Here is a 15,515-nt window from a genome sequence, read left to right as displayed (position 1 = left end):
CGAAACCGTTCTGCACAGGATCACCCACCCCCGGTGAACCACGCAGCGCACGCCGATAGAGTCAGGGGGACGGAACTGCCTTACGTATCAAGGGCGTTCCGGCTCACCGGCGATCAGGAGTGGAGAAGATGGTCCTCGGGCGTACAGGGCACCGACAGGCCCCGGTCGAACCGGTCACGCTCAAGATCCTCGTGGCCGGCGGATTCGGTGTCGGCAAGACGACCCTCGTCGGAGCCGTCAGCGAGATCCGCCCGCTGCGCACCGAGGAGCTGCTCAGCGAGGCCGGGCGCCCCGTCGACGATCTGCACGGCGTCGAACGCAAGGTCACCACCACCGTCGCCATGGACTTCGGGCGCATCACGCTCCGCGACGACCTGGTGCTCTACCTCTTCGGCACACCGGGGCAGGACCGCTTCTGGTTCCTCTGGGACGAGCTCGCGCAGGGCGCGCTCGGCGCCGTGGTCCTCGCGGACACCCGGCGCCTCGAGGACTGCTTCGCGGCCGTCGACTACTTCGAGCGGCGCGGCATACCGTTCATGATGGCCGTCAACTGCTTCGAGGGCGCGACCCGTTACCCCGCGGACATGGTCCGCCAGGCGCTCGACCTCGATGAAGAGGTACCGGTCGTGCTCTGCGACGCCCGTAAGCGGGAATCGGCGAAGAACGTGCTGATCAGCCTGGTCGAGCACGCCATGACGAGGGTGTCGGAGTCCCGCCAGCCGGCCGCCACCTAGGGCCCGCGCGGGCCGACGGCCCGCACCCCCGCCGACCGGGGTACGAGCCGCCGACATCGGGGCGCCGGGCCTCAGCCCTCGCCGTCCTCCTGCCAGCCGAAGCTGCGCTCCACCGCCTTGTGCCAGTTGTGGAACTCCTTCTCGCGCGCGTCCGCGGCCATCTGCGGAGTCCACTCGGCGTCCTTCTGCCAGTGCGCCTTGAGCTCGTCGAGGTCGTTCCACACCCCGGTCGCGAGCCCCGCCGCATAGGCCGCGCCGAGACAGGTGGTCTCGGAGACCTTCGGACGTACGACGGGCACACCGAGCACATCCGCCTGGTGCTGCATCAGCAGATTGTTCTTGGTCATCCCGCCGTCGACCTTCAGTGTCGTGATGTGCACACCGGAGTCCTGGTACATCGCGTCGACGACCTCACGCGTCTGCCAGCTGGTGGCCTCGAGGACCGCGCGCGCGAGGTGTCCCTTGGTGACATACCTCGTCAGACCCGTGATCACACCCCGGGCGTCCGAGCGCCAGTAGGGGGCGAACAGACCGGAGAACGCGGGCACGATATAGGCCCCGCCGTTGTCCTCCACGCTCGCCGCGAGCGTCTCGATCTCGTCCGCGCTGCGGATGATGCCGAGCTGGTCGCGGAACCACTGCACCAGCGCGCCGGTGATCGCGATCGAGCCCTCGAGGCAGTAGACCGGCGCCTCGCCGCCGATCTGGTAGCCCATGGTGGTGAGCAGCCCGTTCTTCGAAGGAACCGGCCGGTTACCGGTGTTGAGCAGCAGGAAGCTGCCCGTGCCGTACGTGTTCTTGGCCGTACCGGTGTCGTAGCAGGCCTGCCCGAACACCGCGGCCTGCTGGTCGCCCAGCGCCGAGGCCACCGGTACACCGGCGAGCTGGCCGACCGCCGTGCCGTACACCTCGGCCGAGGACTTGATCTCGGGGAGCACGTCCTGCGGGACGTTCATCGCCGACAGGATCGAGGTGTCCCACTGCAGGGACTCCAGGTTCATCAGCATGGTGCGCCCGGCGTTGGTGACGTCGGTGACGTGCACGCCGCCGTCCGTGCCGCCGGTCAGGTTCCAGATCAGCCAGGAGTCGATCGTGCCGAAGGCGATCTCGCCGCGCTCGGCGCGTGCCCGCAGGCCCGGCACGTTGTCGAGCAGCCAGGCCGCCTTGGGCCCGGAGAAGTAGCTGGCCAGTGGCAGACCGGTGGCCTCACGGAAGCGGTCCTGGCCGTCCGTACCGCCGAGCTCGTTGCACAGGGCGGAGGTGCGGGTGTCCTGCCAGACGATCGCGTTGTGCACCGGTTTGCCGGTGGCGCGGTCCCAAAGGACCGTCGTCTCCCGCTGGTTGGTGATGCCGAGCGCGCTCAGGTCGCCCGCGCGCAGTCCCGCCTTGGCGAGCGCGCCGGCCACCACGGCCTGCACCTTGGACCAGATCTCGGTCGCGTCGTGCTCGACCCAGCCGGGCTTGGGGAAGATCTGGCGGTGCTCTCGCTGGTCGACGGCGACGATCGCGCCGTCCTGGTCGAAGATGATGCAGCGGCTCGAAGTGGTGCCCTGGTCGATCGCCGCGACGTGCTTACGATCCGGCATGGGTTCCCCTTTTCAGAAGGCTGCTCGGAAAGCGCTCGAGGAGCCGCCGAGAACGCGGCTCGAGGAGCGGCTCAGAAAGCTACGTTGAAGATGAGCCCCGCCAGCGCGCCGCCGATCAGCGGGCCGGCCACCGGCACCCAGGAGTAACTCCAGTCCGATCCGCCCTTGTTGGGGATCGGCAGCAGGGCGTGGGCGATCCTCGGGCCGAGGTCGCGCGCGGGGTTGATGGCGTACCCCGTGGGTCCGCCGAGCGAGAGACCGATGCCGACGACCAGGAAGGCGACGACCAGCGTGCCCGTGCCGGACTGGTCCGGCGCCAGGCCCTTTGTCATGCCGAACGCCAGGATCGGCAGCACCAGACCGATGGTCGCGATGACCTCGGTGACAACGTTCGCCACAGGATTGCGGACCTCGGGGCCGGTGGAGAAGATGCCGAGCGTGGGCTGGGCCTTCTCCTCCTCGCCGTTGGCCTGGAACTGCGCGTAGTACGTCAGCCAGCACAGCACGGCGCCCAGGATGGCGCCAATCATCTGGCCGAGGATGTAGAGGTGGGTCTGGTCCCAGTCACCGGTGTCGATGGCGATCCCGAGGGTGACCGCGGGGTTGAGGTGCCCGCCGGACAGCGGGCCCGCGGTGTACGCACCCGCGAGCACACCGAAGCCCCAGCCGAAGGCGATGACGACCCACCCGGCGGCTTTCGCCTTGGAGTGGTGCAGCGTGACGGCGGCGCACACACCGGCGCCGAAAAGAATCAGAATCGCGGTGCCGATGATCTCACCGACGAAGACGTCCCCATTCGAGTACATGGCGGCTCCCTTGGCCCTAGCCCGGGGCCAGTCGCCCCGGTCCTCCGTGCAGGGTGCGATTCGCACGGCTGCGCCGAGGGCAAGGGGAGTCCACCCCGCTCGGCGTCCGTGACGAGCGTGCCGTAGCAGCCGAATCGCCCGTGGGGGATGGCCTTTTGACCAGGCAGATGCCCTGAAGGCGGCTTGACATCATGGTGCGGCGATGCCGACTGACACCCGGAAGTGTTCACCGCGCCTGAGGGAGCGTCAAGGTCGCGGACACGTTTCAGCCCCTGCGGCGTTTGAGCAGATCCGAACGAAGTTCGGATGAGGGGTCCGGGGCGAAGCCCCCACGCGGCGGAGCCGCAAGTGTCACAGCCGGGAAGGGGCGGGGCGGGGAGAAAGGCCCGCCGCAGGCGCCGTGCCCCACCCCGCCCCGCCACCGCGTCACCGCACCGCAACCACCGCGGACCCATGCCCGAACAGCCCCTGATTCGCGGTGATCCCGACCCGCGCCCCCGCCACCTGCCGCTCACCCGCCGAGCCGCGCAACTGCCACGTCAGCTCACAGACCTGCGCGATCGCCTGCGCCGGCACCGCCTCACCGAACGAGGCCAGCCCACCACTGGAGTTGACCGGCACCCGGCCCCCGGGAGAGGTCACTCCCTCACGCAACAGCTTCGCCCCCTCGCCCTCACCGCAGAGCCCGAGGTCCTCGTACCACTGCAGCTCGAGAGCTGTCGACAGGTCGTACACCTCGGCGAGCGACAACTCCTCCGGCCCGATCCCCGCCTCCTCGTACGCCGCGTGCGCGATCGAGGCGCGGAAGGTCCGCTCGGGCGGCTGGACGGTCGCTGCCGAGTCGGTGGCGATGTCCGGCAGATCGAGCACCGTCTGCGGGTACTGCGGCGTCACCGTCGAGACCGCCCGTATCCGCACCGGGTCGGCCTGCCCGTGCCGCCGCGCGAAGTCCATGCTGGACAGCACGAGCGCCGCCGCCCCGTCGGAGGTGGCGCAGATGTCGAGCAGCCGCAGCGGGTCGGCCACCACCGCGGAGGCCGCGACGTCCTCCGCCGTCACCGTCTTGCGGTACCGGGCATACGGATTGAGCGCGCCCGAGGCCGCGTTCTTCACCTTGACCTGCGCGAAGTCCTCGAGTGTGTCCCCGTGCAACGCCATCCGGCGCCGCGCGTAGAGCCCGAAGTACGCCGGGTTGGTGGCACCGAGCACCCGGAAGCGCAACCAGTCCGGATCATCCTGCCGGTCGCCGCCCGCGGGCCGGAAGAACCCCTTCGGAGCGGCATCCGCACCGACCACGAGCACCACATCGGCGAGCCCCGAAAGGATCTGCGTACGCGCGGTGTTGATGGCCTGCGCGCCCGAGGCGCACGCCGCGTACACGCTCGTGACGCGCGCACCCTGCCAGCCCAGCGCCTTGGCGAACGTGGCCCCGGCGACATATCCGGGGTAGCCGCCGCGCACCGTGTCCGCGCCGACGATCGACCGCACATCGCGCCAGTCGACCCCCGCGTCCTCAAGTGCCTTGCGCGCCGCGATCGTTCCGTACTCGATGAAGCTCCGGCCCCACTTGCCCCACGGGTGCATCCCGGCGCCGAGAACCGCCACGTCCCGGCTCATCGCGCGCTCACCGGCTTGAAGTGCCAGGTCGTCCAGGTGGTGTCGGCATCCACGTTGAGCACGCCGGGCACGGCCTCGACCTCCATCCCCACTTCGAGCTCGGCCGTGGTCACCCCGGGCACCGCCTGCCCGAGCACGACCATGCGCTCGTCCTCGAACTCCACGGCGAGCAGCGTGTACGGCTCCCACTGGGCGTCCGGATCGGAAACGTAGGGGAGGGGTGGCCGGTAACGCCCGTCGGTGTACGACCAGATGCGGCCGCGCTTGGACAGCGGGACCTCGGCCAGCTCGCCGCCCGTACAGCCCGGGTTGCGGCAGAAGGAGTCCTCGCGGGGAAAGAAGACCGAGCCGCAGGCGCCGCATCGGGTACCGAGCAGCCGAAAGTCCTCCCCCTCGCCACTGAACCAATCGGCCACCACTGGTGTGCGTGTACGAGACATGACCCCTCCCCGGCACCGGATCTGACGGAACGTCAGAAGTGTGCCACGGCGTGGGTGATCCCGTCACCCGGGGCGGTTGCGCCGACATCGCCGAGCGCTCCGGTACGGAACTCGATCGGGCCCCGCGAGAACCGGACACGGCCCGGCTGCGTCTCGGATGAGGTGAGGAGCTCGAGGCCCGGCCCCGAGCCCCTCGCCGCAACGGGCGGCCAGGACCCACGGGGGTGGTCCTGGCCGCCTTCGCTGCGTCGGGCGCTCCCTTGTGAGGGCTGACCGAGGGCTCGTTCGGGGCTCGTGATGCACTCCCGCTCAAGGCTTGTAGATGCACTCCGCCAGCGTCGAGTGCTTCTTCCAGCCCAGCGTCTCGTACAGCGCACGTCCCGCATCCGTCGCGCCGAGGACGCCCACGGACGCGCCCCGCGCCGAGGCCTCGTCGGAGAGCGCGCGCATCACGAAACCGCCCAGGCCGCGCCGCCGATGGGCCGGCTCGGTCGTCACCCGGTCCACCACGACGGTGTCCCTGAGCAGTGCGAACTGCCCCGTTGCCGCGAGGTCCCCGTCGGTGTCGAGCACGCGGACGCACACGACATCGTCGAGCGCCTCGACCGTGGCGACGTACCCCTCGGGCGGAACGGGCCGGGACGCCGCCAGGTCCACCGCCATCAGATGGCCGGTCTCCTCCCATGCCACCACCCATCCCGGAGGCAGCCAGGCCTCGATGCTCCCGGGCTCGGCCGGCATCTTCATCCAGGTCCGCGGCTCGGTCACCGCTCCGGCCGCCCCGCGTACCGACGACTCATCCGCGTGCGGCAGTACATGACGCCCCACCTCTGCGGGATTTCCGGCGACCTCGATGTAGTAGCCCCAGGGGTGTTCCACCGGCGGAGGTGTGCGCCGCGACAGCGCCCAGCCTTCCGCCCAGATCCTGACGGTGTCGGCAAGCATCGCGTCCTCCCGAGGCGTTGCCGCCTGGATGACCGGCGGCGAGTACGGGTAATGAGTGCTGCCCGCCAGGGAACCTTACGTGGCTGCGCCGGTCAAGCCCCGCTCCCGGAGGACCGCTGGTTCCCCGCTCGCCGTCAGCCCTCCGTCCACGCCCGCAGCTTCTCGGGGTTGCGCACTGACCAGATGCGCCGGATCCGGTCGTCGACGATCTCGAAGGCGAGCACCGCCACCGTGACGCCGTCCTGCACGCTCACCAGGCCCGGCCGGCCATTGACCGTACGCTCGAGAAGCGTCAGCTCCACCCGCTCGGCGATCCCGACGCAGGCACTCGCGATCCGCTCGGCGCCCACGATCGGCACATCCACGGCTTGGACGAGCCCGCCGCCGTCGGCGATCGCCGTGGCCTCGGGATCGAGCAGGCCGACGAGTCCGCCGATGTCCTTGGCCTCCCACGCCCGCCGGAACTCCCTGAGGATCTCGGCCTGCCGGTCCCTCGGTGGCGCAGCGGACTGCGTGGCGCGGATACGGCGCCGGGCCGACGAGGCCAGCTGGCGACAGGCCGCCGGCGTACGGCCGACGATCCGTGCCACTTCGGCGAAGGAGTACCGGAAGACGTCGTGCAGGACGAAGGCGACCCGCTCGGCCGGCGTCATCGCCTCGAGGACCACGAGGAAGGCCATGCCGACCGACTCGTCGAGGGTGACCCGGTCGGCCGGATCCGCTGCGGCACCGCCCGTCCGCGCCGTGCCCCACTCCGTACCGTCGGGCAGCGGTTCGGGGATCCACTCGCCCACATACGTCTCCCGCCGCGCCCGCGCCGAACCGAGCAGATTGAGGCAGATGCGGCTGGTCACCGTCGTCAGCCAGGCGCCGGGGGAGGAGACGGCCTCCCGCTCGGCGCGCGGCATCGCGTACCACCGGGCGTAGGCCTCCTGCACGGCGTCCTCGGCGTCGGCCAGTGAACCGAGCAACCGGTAGGCGATGTTGGTCAACTGGCGCCGCTCGCCGATGACATCGCTCACGTCCGGACCGGCCGGCCCGTGCCCCGTCCCCGTGATGCCCATCCCGCCACCAGTCCTCTCGCCGCCGCTGCCGTCCTCCCTTCGACGAGACAGCGGCCGCGGATGTGACGCAGCCTCCCCGCCTCACATTCCGGCGGGCCGCGTTGTCGTACTCGCGAGGACCGCACTCGACCACCCACCGCTGCACAGGAGGCGCCATGTCCACCACTGTTCCGGCCACCCCGTTCACCTCGCCGGCTTCCCCCGAGACCCTGGAGCGGACCGCCGCGGCGCTGAAGGAACGCAACTTCGCCGTGGAGATCCTCGACGATGGCGCCGCCGCACGCGACCGCGTCCGCGACCTCATCCCGCAGGGCGCCACCGTCTTCACCGGCGCCAGCGAAACCCTCCGCCTCACGGGCATCGACGAGGACATCAATGACAGCGGACGCTACGACTCGGTCAAGGCGCGCAGCAGGTCCATGGACCGCTCCACCCAACTGACCGAGATGTGGCGGATGATCGCCACCCCCGACGTCATCGTCGGCAGCGTCGCCGCGGTCACCGAAACCGGATCCCTGGTGGCCGCCTCGGCCAGCGGCAGCCAACTGGCGGGCTACGCGGGCGCGGCACCCCACATGATCTTGGTCGTCGGCGCCCAGAAAGTAGTCCCCGACCTTTCCACCGCACTGCGCCGTATCGAAGAGCACTGTCTGCCCCTGGAGAACGAACGCGCCCTGGAGGCCTACGGAGTACCGAGCGCCTCGAACAAACTCCTCATCCTCAACGCCGAACCCCACCCGGGCCGTGCCACGGTTCTCCTGGTCCGCGAGCCGCTCGGCTTCTGAGGGGCGCTTCCCCTCCTGCCGGGCGCTCACGCCGCAGCGAGGGCGGCCGACTGCTCGCCGTAAAACGGGCAAACGACCGCCCCCGCCGCGCCGTTCCCGGTGTCAGACCTGACTCCGCTTTGGGCGGAGCACCTCACGCAGCCGCGTGGCGAAAGCCCCCGGGTCCTCGGCAAACCCGGTGTGCCCACCGGGGAACCGCGCCGGCTCGATACCCAGCGTCTCGGCGAGCGCCCGTGAGGTGAGGTCGCATTCCTCTCCGTCCGAGTCGTCGCCGATGCCGACCACAATGCGCGCACTGATGGACCGCAGGGTGTCCAGGTCGGGCCGCCAATGGGTGGTCGCCCGCAGCTCGTGCGCGAACCAGCGGCGCTCGTCCGCGACTTGCCGCGGATCGCGCTCCCCGCCGAACATCCCCTCGATCGCACCCTCGGGCAGGGAGATGTTCGCCTGGGCCATGAACCTGGTCCAAGCGCCGATGACATCGCCCGCGAGATAGGCGGCGATGATCTCGTCCGTCTCGGCGTGCACCTTCTCGCGCTCAGGCAGCAGCTCGACCAGCGGCGGTTCGTGCGCGACGACGACGTGCGCCTGCTCGGGGTGTGCCTGGGCCAGGGCCAGCGCGGTCACGGCACCACCGCTGGAGCCAAGGACGGTGGCAGGCCCGGCGCCCAGGTGGCTGAGCAGCCGGGAGAGATCGTCGGCCCGCAGCTCCGGCGTGGAGTCCTGCCCGGGGTCGTCGAGCGTACTGCGGTTGATGCCTCGCGGATCGGTGGTGAGCACGGTGTGGTCGACCGCGAGAAGCTCCGCCAACGGCGCGAACGCCCCGGCATCCATCGGCGCCCCGACCAACGCGATGAGCGGCCCCCGTCCCCGCACCTCGTAATGCAGGCGCGCGCCGGGCACTTCAAGAATCCGTGGGGTGACCGTAGTGCTCGATTCGGTGGTCATACTTCCTCCTGAGCGCAGCGCGTTGCCTGATGTCCGATCCTTGGGACAAGCCCGTTCCCTCGGACGCATCCCACCCCTTGGACCTGCCGGCCCCCGCAAACTCATCGCTCAAGAGAAGACTCCTGGCCAGCCGACCAGCGTCGGCCACCACCCGCCGCACACGCCCACCGCCCCACCTGGCGTCAAGAGCCGAGCCCTCTATGGTGGCGCGCCGCCGCTGCAATCCGTATGTCAGCGGGCACCATCGGGTCGTCGCGCAGCGCTGCGATGTGCGCAAGCGTTGACGGGTTGTCCTGCGCATGGGCGATACCGAGGAGCTGTGCCTGTTCCTGGCAGTCCCAGAGGGATTCGGAGTACGCGTAATCCAGGCCCGACGGATCGATGGCCGCCAGCGCTTCCAAGTAGGCGGCCCGTTCGTAGGAGTGCGGAGTGTGCAGCCAGAGCCGGCGCAGATCCCCCGCCGCTCGTGCGGCCGCGGGCCCGAATCGGGCCAGCCGCCGTGCAGTGGCCGCCGGACCGCACCAGGTGCGGGTGCGTCGTAGCTCGGAGAGTTCGGCCACCAGGCCCGGGAGTGCCTCGGGGACGAGCTGGTCGGCGAGGACGTCCCGGCCGATCCGGGCCAGCCACTCGGGCTCTGCGTGTGCCCAGCGGCGGGCCTCTGGAACGGCCAGCGCACCGAGGTGCTCGACAGCTCTGGTCAGCCCGACCACGGGGAGCCGGCCGGACGGGGTGACCAGAGAGGGGACGAGCGGGATCAGTCCCTCCACCGGTTCCCTGCGGCACAGTTCGCGCAGGGCGTCGCCCCGGATGCGGTCGCCGGGCAGGGCTTTCATCAGCAGGTCGAGCAGTTGGCCGTCCGTATGCCCGGTCAGGTCCGGCCGAACCGGGCGTGAGGCGGGCCGCTGCACTGCGATCCCGAAGCGGGTCCACGGCTCGGCGCGCCAAGGCGGCTCCGGTTCCTGACCGATGCGGGTTCGTGCGACGTCGGCCAGGTCCTCCCACCATGCGTCCGGCCATCGGTCCGCGACCAACTCCAGAACCATGACCCAGTGCTCGCCGCCGCAGATGTAGGCCCGCAGCCCGTCGCGGGCTTCGTCCGAACCGGCCGGCGCGAGCAGCACGAGCACGTCGGCGGCCCGTGAGCACTCGTCCTCGGACCCAGACAACTGGTCCACGACCGGTGCCGTGGGCATCGCCAACTCACGGACGAGCTGTGCCAGATACACGGCCCGCTCGTCGACGAGGTTGTCCCATCTCCAGTCCCGGCGGATTCCGTCGTACACGAATGGTGCCGCTGCCGCAGGATCCTCCCTGGCCCGGACGGCACCCAGGCCCCGCCCCCGCTGCAACAGTCCCTCGAGAGTGCCGTTGCGGGCGTAGTACATCTCGTCTGCCTCAGTCATCCTCCGGAACCCTGCCCGACAAGGGCCCCCACGGCCACGCAATATCTGCTGCCCCCTTCACCGCCCCTTCGGCCATGTTGCAGCTTGCGGACGGAGTGGTGCGTGGGGGCGAGCGCACGCCTTCCATTCGGCACCAACTCCCCAAGAAGTCCGACCTATACGTGAGGCAACCGAGCGGGAAGGCCGGCGCTCGCGCGTCAGTCGTCCGCGTTGCGAGGGCCGGCCAGCCACGTTGCCAATCGCTCGGCCCCCGCTTGGAAGGCACGAGGCAGCGAGGTCTCGTCACCGGTGACGAGGCTGAGGGGATCGACGCCGTGGGTCGCGTGATCGGTCGCGCACCAGCAGGCCACGTTGACCTCTGCCGTCACTGCCAGTCGGCCCCGGTCCGTCCAAACGACCTGCAGCAGGAACTCCAGATGATCGCCCTGCCCCGCTCTCTCGATGATGTCCACCCCGAGGATGACCGGTGTCCATGATTGCGGGCCGTCAAAGCCCGCATGGCTCACGGACCATTCCCATTCCGCCGCGTCCCCGCCGCCGCGAGCCGCATCGACAGCATGAGCGGTACGCCTCATGGACTCCACGTCAGCGGCCAATAGGTGCGGGAAGAGAATCGTCAACGGAACGTCACAGAAGGCGCCTCGGCTCATGGGCATGCGGCGATCGTCCGTTCCTCAAGGCTCGGCCGGCAAGGGCCCTGCTGCTGAGCCCTGAGCCCTGAGGCCCTTGCCCCCGCCAGGCCGACATACGACAGGCGCCGACCAGCGCGACCGAGGTCGCGCCGGCCGGCCTCAGGTGCCGCCTACGACTTGCCGCCCACGGACCGCCGACTCACGGGAAAGTCGAAGTAGGTCTCCGGAAACACCTCCGGCTTGTACGTGAAGTGCCACCACTCCTCCGGCAGATTCACGAACCCGACCCCACTCAACGCCCCCCGGAGCAGATCGCGATTCGCCCGCTGCTCCCCGGTGATCCGCGGATCGTCCGTGTGGGACAACGTGTCGAAGCAGTCGTAACCCGTGCCCATGTCCACCGAACTGTCCGGGAACCGCTCGTCCACCGGCGCGAAGCACGGAACCAGCGGCTCGCCCGGTACGTACGGCCGTGTCGGCAGCGCGGGCAGCTTCACGACGGTGAGGTCGACCGTGGAACCCCGGCTGTGCCCCGACTTCGCCGCGATGTAACCGTCCGCGAAGAGGCGGGACTTGTCGACGTTCGGATAGAACTCGCTCTTCATCCGCTCGTCGTCCAGATCCTCTGCCCACCGTACGAAGTGATCCACCGCCCGCTGCGGCCGGTAGCAGTCGTACACCTTCAGCGAATACCCCTGCTTCAGCAGCCCCCGCTGGGCCTTGCGCAGAGCAAGTGCGGCCGGCTTCGTCAGGATGCAGACCGGCTGGCGGTAGCCGTCGATGCGCTCCCCGACGAAGTTGTGCGCCGTCGTGTAGCGCATCTCGTGCAGGATCGTGGGGTCCACCCGGTCGAGTGCCACGAACTCCTCGGGCGCCTTGGGCTCCGGCTCGGCACCGGCCGTGGCCGGCACCGCCGTCACGGTGAGCAGGGCGGCAGCGGCGACGGCGAGGGCGCGCCACACCGCGCGCGTACGCGAAAGACGAGTCATGGCACCTCCGTCTACCAGTCGGATGGGGCGCATGGGAAGGGTGAGCCCATGACGGGCGAGTCAGTCGGCGAAGGGTGGGCCCATGACGGGCGAGTCAGTCGGCGAAGGGTGAGCCCAAGACGGGCGAGTCGGACGGGCAAGGGCAAGCCCAAGACGGGCAAGCAAGACAGGGGAGGCAAGCCCAAGACAGGCAAGCCAGACAGGAAAGCCAAGCCCAAGACGGGCAAGTCAGACGGCACACGACACCCCCAAGACGGACGAGTCCGACGACCAGGGTGGGCGGCCGCACAGGCGTGTCGGCGTTCCGCTACAGTCCCGCCCGTGCCCGAGCCTGTATCCTCCCCCGCCAAGTCCGCCCAGGACTCCCACTGTTCGAGCTGCGGCGCTCCCTACGCGGACGTCTCCGGCTGGCCCCGAACCTGCACGGTCTGCGGAGCCGTCGCCTACCGGAATCCGCTTCCGGTTGCCGTCGCTCTGCAGCCCGTCCACGACACGGAAGGCATGGGCCTGCTCGTCATCACGCGCGGAATCGAGCCGGCCCGCGGCCAACTCGCCCTGCCCGGCGGCTTCGTCGATCACAACGAGGACTGGCGGCACGCGCTGGTACGGGAGTTGCGCGAGGAGACCGGCATCGAGGCCGACGAACGCGACGTCCGTCTCGCCGACGCCCTGAGCTCCCCGGACGGCCACCTCCTCCTCTTCGGCGTCCTGCCGCCCCGCCCCGCGGCGGAGCTCCCGCCCTTCGCGCCGACCGACGAGACCACCGCCCGCTCCCTCCTGCGCGCCCCCTCCGCCCTCGGCTTCCCGCTCCACACGGTGGCCGCCGCGGCCTGGTTCGAGGGGCGCTACGCGTAAGGAAGCCGGCCGAATGTAACGGTCACTATCCGAGTACGCTCCTATACTCGCCCGCATGGACCCGATCACCATCCGCCGAGCCCTGCCGACCGACGCACCAGCCCTCACCACCCTGATGCTGGCGTCGAGCGCGTACGAAGGGACGTACGCCTCGATCCTCGAGGGCTACCGCGTGACACCCGACTACGTGGCGCGCCACCGCGTGTTCCTCGCCGAGGACCCGCAAGGCGCGCCACTCGGCTTCTACTCGCTGATCTGCGATCCGCCCGAGCTCGACCTGGCCTTCGTCGCCGACGCGGCACAGGGCAACGGCGCCGGGCGCCGCCTGATCGCACATATGCTCAACGAGGCGCGCACGGCGGGCCTTTCGGGCGTACGCGTGGTCTCGCACCCGCCCTCGGAGGGCTTCTACCGCGCGATGGGCGCCCACCGCACCGGCACGCTCCCGCCCAGCCCGCCGAAGGTGACCTGGGAGCGCCCGGAGCTGTGGTTCACGATCGTGGACCCGGCCCTCACACCCCCCGCACCCGCACCCTCTCCGTGACCTCCTCCACACCCGCGTCCGTCTCCCGCACGACCACCACCCGGTCGTTCTTCCACCGCGTCACATAGCGCTCGACTTCGGCCCGCTCCCAGCCGTCCCCGGGATCGCGCACGACAAGCCCTCCGCCGGTACGCCCCCGCAGCGGCGCCCACACCTCCAGCTCGAGCTCCCCGTCCTCGCCGCGCACCGGCACCACGGTCCCGGCCCGCGCGAGCACCGGGATTCGGGACGGGGGAGCGTCGAGCAGCACCTGTCCCGGCCCGTCATACGCACGCTCGCCGACGGTGTCGTACCACCGACCCCGCGGCAGCCGCACCGCCCGCCGGTCGGCACCGGGCTCGAACACCGGCGCCACAAGCAGCGCATCCCCCAGCAGGAACGCATCGTCGCAGTCCCGCAGCGCCCGGTCCTCCGGTGCCGACCACCACAGGGGCCGCACATACGGAGCCCCCGTGCGCGACGCGAGCTGGGACAGCGTCACGAAGTACGGATGCAGCCGGTGCCGCTCCTCCAGCGCCGCCCGCGCATGCGCGAGGACCTCGTCCCCGTACATCCAGGGTTCACGCCGGCCGGCATTCATCGCCGAGTGCGTACGGAACAACGGCAGCCACGCACCCAGTTGGAACCACCGCAGATACAGCTCCGCGGACGGCCGCCCGCTGAACCCGCCCACATCCGGCCCCGAATACGGAATCCCGCACAGCCCGAGACCGAGCACCAGCGCCAACGAGGCCCGCAGCCCCGCCCAGCTGGTCTCCACATCCCCGGACCAGGTGCCGCCGTAGCGCTGCAACCCCGCCCAGCCCGAGCGGGAGAACAGGAACGGCCGCTCCTGGGGCCGCAGTTCACACAGCCCCTCGTACGCGGCCCGCGCCATGCACAGCCCGTAGACGTTGTGCGCCTCGCGATGATCGCCGCCCCGTCCGTCCAGCGCGTGCCGCGCCGACCGCGGCAGCGACGGATCGCCGAACGCGGCGAACGACACCGGCTCGTTCATGTCATGCCAGAATCCCGAGAACCCCTGCCCGAGCCGCTCGGCGTACTGCCGTCCCCACCAGGCCCGCACATGCGGCGCGGTGAAGTCCGGGTAGACGGACTCACCCGGCCACACCACACCCCGTACGAGCCGGCGCCTCGCATCCCGTACGAACGCATCCTCGGCCCTGCCCGAGTCGAAGAGCGCATTGCCCGGCTCGGCCTTCACCGCGGGGTCGACGATCGACACGAGCCGCGTCCCCTGGTTCCGCAACTCCTCGGCCAGCGCGGGCAGTTCCGGGAAGTTCACGCGATCGACCGTGAACACCTGATGCGCGTCGTAGTGATCGATATCCAGATGTACGGCGCCGAGCGGCAGTCCCCGCTCCTGATACCCGGCCACCACGCTGCGGACTTCCGTGGCCGACCCGAACCCCCACCGCGCGTGCTGATACCCGAGCGCCCAGGCCGGCGGCACCGCAGGCGCCCCCGTCAGCGAAGCCCAGGCGTGCAGCACCCGGGCCGGCGTCCCGACCACGACCCAGCAGCGCAACGGACCCCCGTCCACGCGCAGTTCGGCAGTCCCGGGCCGGTCATGCCCGGAACCAGCCCCCTCTTCGCCCTCGCGCAGGGTGACGGATCCGTCCCAGGAGTTGTCGTGGAAGACCAGATGCGTCCCCGCGTCCGCGACCACCATTTGCACCGGCATCGTCAGATAGAGCGGATCGTCACCGGGCGCGAAGGACCCGCCGGGATCGGTGTTCCAGAGCCGGTACGTGCCGTCCGCGAGGCGCGGCCCCGCCGCCCGCCCGCCGAGCCCGAAGAACCGCGCGTCGGCGCCCACTTCGGACCGCTGCACCCAGCGCGCACCGCCTCCGCCCGCCGGCTCCCACCAGCGCGGCGGCAGATCCCGCCGCAGCACCACCCCGCCCGGGGTGCGCACCTCGACCGTGCCGTGCCGGGACACCACGACCATGACCCGCTCCGACACCACCCGCCAGCCGCCGTCCTTGTCCGGCTCGAGGAACGCCCGCGGATCCGGCTCGGGCCGTGGGCCCGACAGCGCGTACGAGGGCTCGGGACCCGCACCGTCCCAGCCCCAGAACACGGCGCCGCCCCCGGTCACACACACCCGCAGCTCGGACCGAGCGAACCGCACGACACCCCCGCCGGGACCCGGCTCCACCCCGGT

15 protein-coding genes are annotated in these 15,515 nt (G+C 70.6%); 4 read left to right on the top strand and 11 right to left on the bottom strand.

Going from position 1 to position 15,515, the window contains the following annotated elements; all coding sequences use genetic code 11:
• The first annotated feature begins 128 nt into the window (after positions 1-128).
• Complete coding sequence (locus ABT367_RS26935) at positions 129-734, top strand: GTP-binding protein (protein ID WP_352255686.1); 606 nt, start codon at positions 129-131, stop codon at positions 732-734.
• A gap of 71 nt (positions 735-805) precedes the next feature.
• Here the strand turns inward: ABT367_RS26935 and glpK are convergent, their stop codons facing one another.
• The 6 genes from glpK to sigJ form a co-directional block, all read right to left on the bottom strand.
• Positions 806-2,320 (bottom strand): glycerol kinase GlpK, encoded by a 1,515-nt coding sequence (glpK, locus tag ABT367_RS26930; protein WP_352255685.1) that lies wholly within the window; start codon positions 2,318-2,320, stop codon positions 806-808.
• A gap of 71 nt (positions 2,321-2,391) precedes the next feature.
• Entirely contained in the window at positions 2,392-3,126 is a 735-nt protein-coding gene (locus tag ABT367_RS26925) for an MIP/aquaporin family protein (RefSeq protein WP_352255684.1), read from the bottom strand.
• Positions 3,127-3,552: 426 nt separating this feature from the next.
• Complete coding sequence (locus ABT367_RS26920; protein WP_352255683.1) at positions 3,553-4,743, bottom strand: lipid-transfer protein; 1,191 nt, start codon at positions 4,741-4,743, stop codon at positions 3,553-3,555.
• The gene (locus ABT367_RS26915; protein WP_352255682.1) at positions 4,740-5,183 is read right to left on the bottom strand and encodes a Zn-ribbon domain-containing OB-fold protein; all 444 of its coding nucleotides are present in this window, start codon (positions 5,181-5,183) and stop codon (positions 4,740-4,742) included. Before ABT367_RS26915 ends, ABT367_RS26920 begins: the two co-directional genes overlap by 4 nt.
• A 309-nt stretch (positions 5,184-5,492) precedes the next feature.
• Positions 5,493-6,128, bottom strand: coding sequence for a GNAT family N-acetyltransferase (locus ABT367_RS26910; RefSeq protein ID WP_352255680.1), 636 nt, complete (start codon positions 6,126-6,128; stop codon positions 5,493-5,495).
• Positions 6,129-6,262: 134 nt separating this feature from the next.
• Complete coding sequence (gene sigJ / locus ABT367_RS26905) at positions 6,263-7,192, bottom strand: RNA polymerase sigma factor SigJ (RefSeq protein ID WP_352255679.1); 930 nt, start codon at positions 7,190-7,192, stop codon at positions 6,263-6,265.
• A gap of 155 nt (positions 7,193-7,347) precedes the next feature.
• Here sigJ and ABT367_RS26900 point away from each other — a divergent pair, with 155 nt between their 5' ends.
• The gene (locus tag ABT367_RS26900; protein WP_352255678.1) at positions 7,348-7,977 is read left to right on the top strand and encodes an LUD domain-containing protein; all 630 of its coding nucleotides are present in this window, start codon (positions 7,348-7,350) and stop codon (positions 7,975-7,977) included.
• Positions 7,978-8,079: 102 nt separating this feature from the next.
• Here the strand turns inward: ABT367_RS26900 and ABT367_RS26895 are convergent, their stop codons facing one another.
• The 4 genes from ABT367_RS26895 to ABT367_RS26880 form a co-directional block, all read right to left on the bottom strand.
• Positions 8,080-8,925: an alpha/beta fold hydrolase gene (locus tag ABT367_RS26895; protein WP_352255677.1), complete on the bottom strand. Its 846-nt coding sequence runs from the start codon at positions 8,923-8,925 to the stop codon at positions 8,080-8,082.
• Positions 8,926-9,107: 182 nt separating this feature from the next.
• Positions 9,108-10,328, bottom strand: coding sequence for a hypothetical protein (locus ABT367_RS26890; RefSeq protein ID WP_352255676.1), 1,221 nt, complete (start codon positions 10,326-10,328; stop codon positions 9,108-9,110).
• Between the two features lie 197 nt (positions 10,329-10,525).
• On the bottom strand, positions 10,526-10,834 hold the full coding sequence (locus ABT367_RS26885) for a hypothetical protein (protein WP_352255675.1): 309 nt from the start codon (positions 10,832-10,834) through the stop codon (positions 10,526-10,528).
• Positions 10,835-11,130: 296 nt separating this feature from the next.
• Positions 11,131-11,949: a M15 family metallopeptidase gene (locus tag ABT367_RS26880; protein WP_352255674.1), complete on the bottom strand. Its 819-nt coding sequence runs from the start codon at positions 11,947-11,949 to the stop codon at positions 11,131-11,133.
• A gap of 321 nt (positions 11,950-12,270) precedes the next feature.
• On the opposite strand from ABT367_RS26880, the gene ABT367_RS26875 reads away from it, so the two are divergent.
• Together ABT367_RS26875 and ABT367_RS26870 are read left to right on the top strand one after the other, a co-directional pair.
• Positions 12,271-12,804 carry an NUDIX domain-containing protein gene (locus tag ABT367_RS26875; protein ID WP_352255673.1) on the top strand — a complete coding sequence of 178 codons (534 nt, stop codon included), beginning with the start codon at positions 12,271-12,273 and terminating at the stop codon, positions 12,802-12,804.
• 55 nt (positions 12,805-12,859) lie between these two features.
• Positions 12,860-13,348, top strand: a complete 489-nt coding sequence (locus ABT367_RS26870; protein ID WP_352255672.1) for a GNAT family N-acetyltransferase — start codon at positions 12,860-12,862, stop codon at positions 13,346-13,348.
• On the opposite strand, the gene ABT367_RS26865 is transcribed toward ABT367_RS26870, so the two are convergent.
• Entirely contained in the window at positions 13,317-15,509 is a 2,193-nt protein-coding gene (locus ABT367_RS26865; protein ID WP_352255701.1) for a glycoside hydrolase family 31 protein, read from the bottom strand. The two genes, ABT367_RS26870 and ABT367_RS26865, sit on opposite strands and share 32 nt — an antisense overlap.
• Positions 15,510-15,515: the final 6 nt, after the last annotated feature.

Origin of the sequence: Streptomyces mesophilus (genome assembly GCF_040300965.1) — a bacterium.
Lineage (GTDB): Bacteria > Actinomycetota > Actinomycetes > Streptomycetales > Streptomycetaceae > Streptomyces > Streptomyces mesophilus_A.
This window is presented reverse-complemented; position numbering and strand designations above follow the sequence as displayed.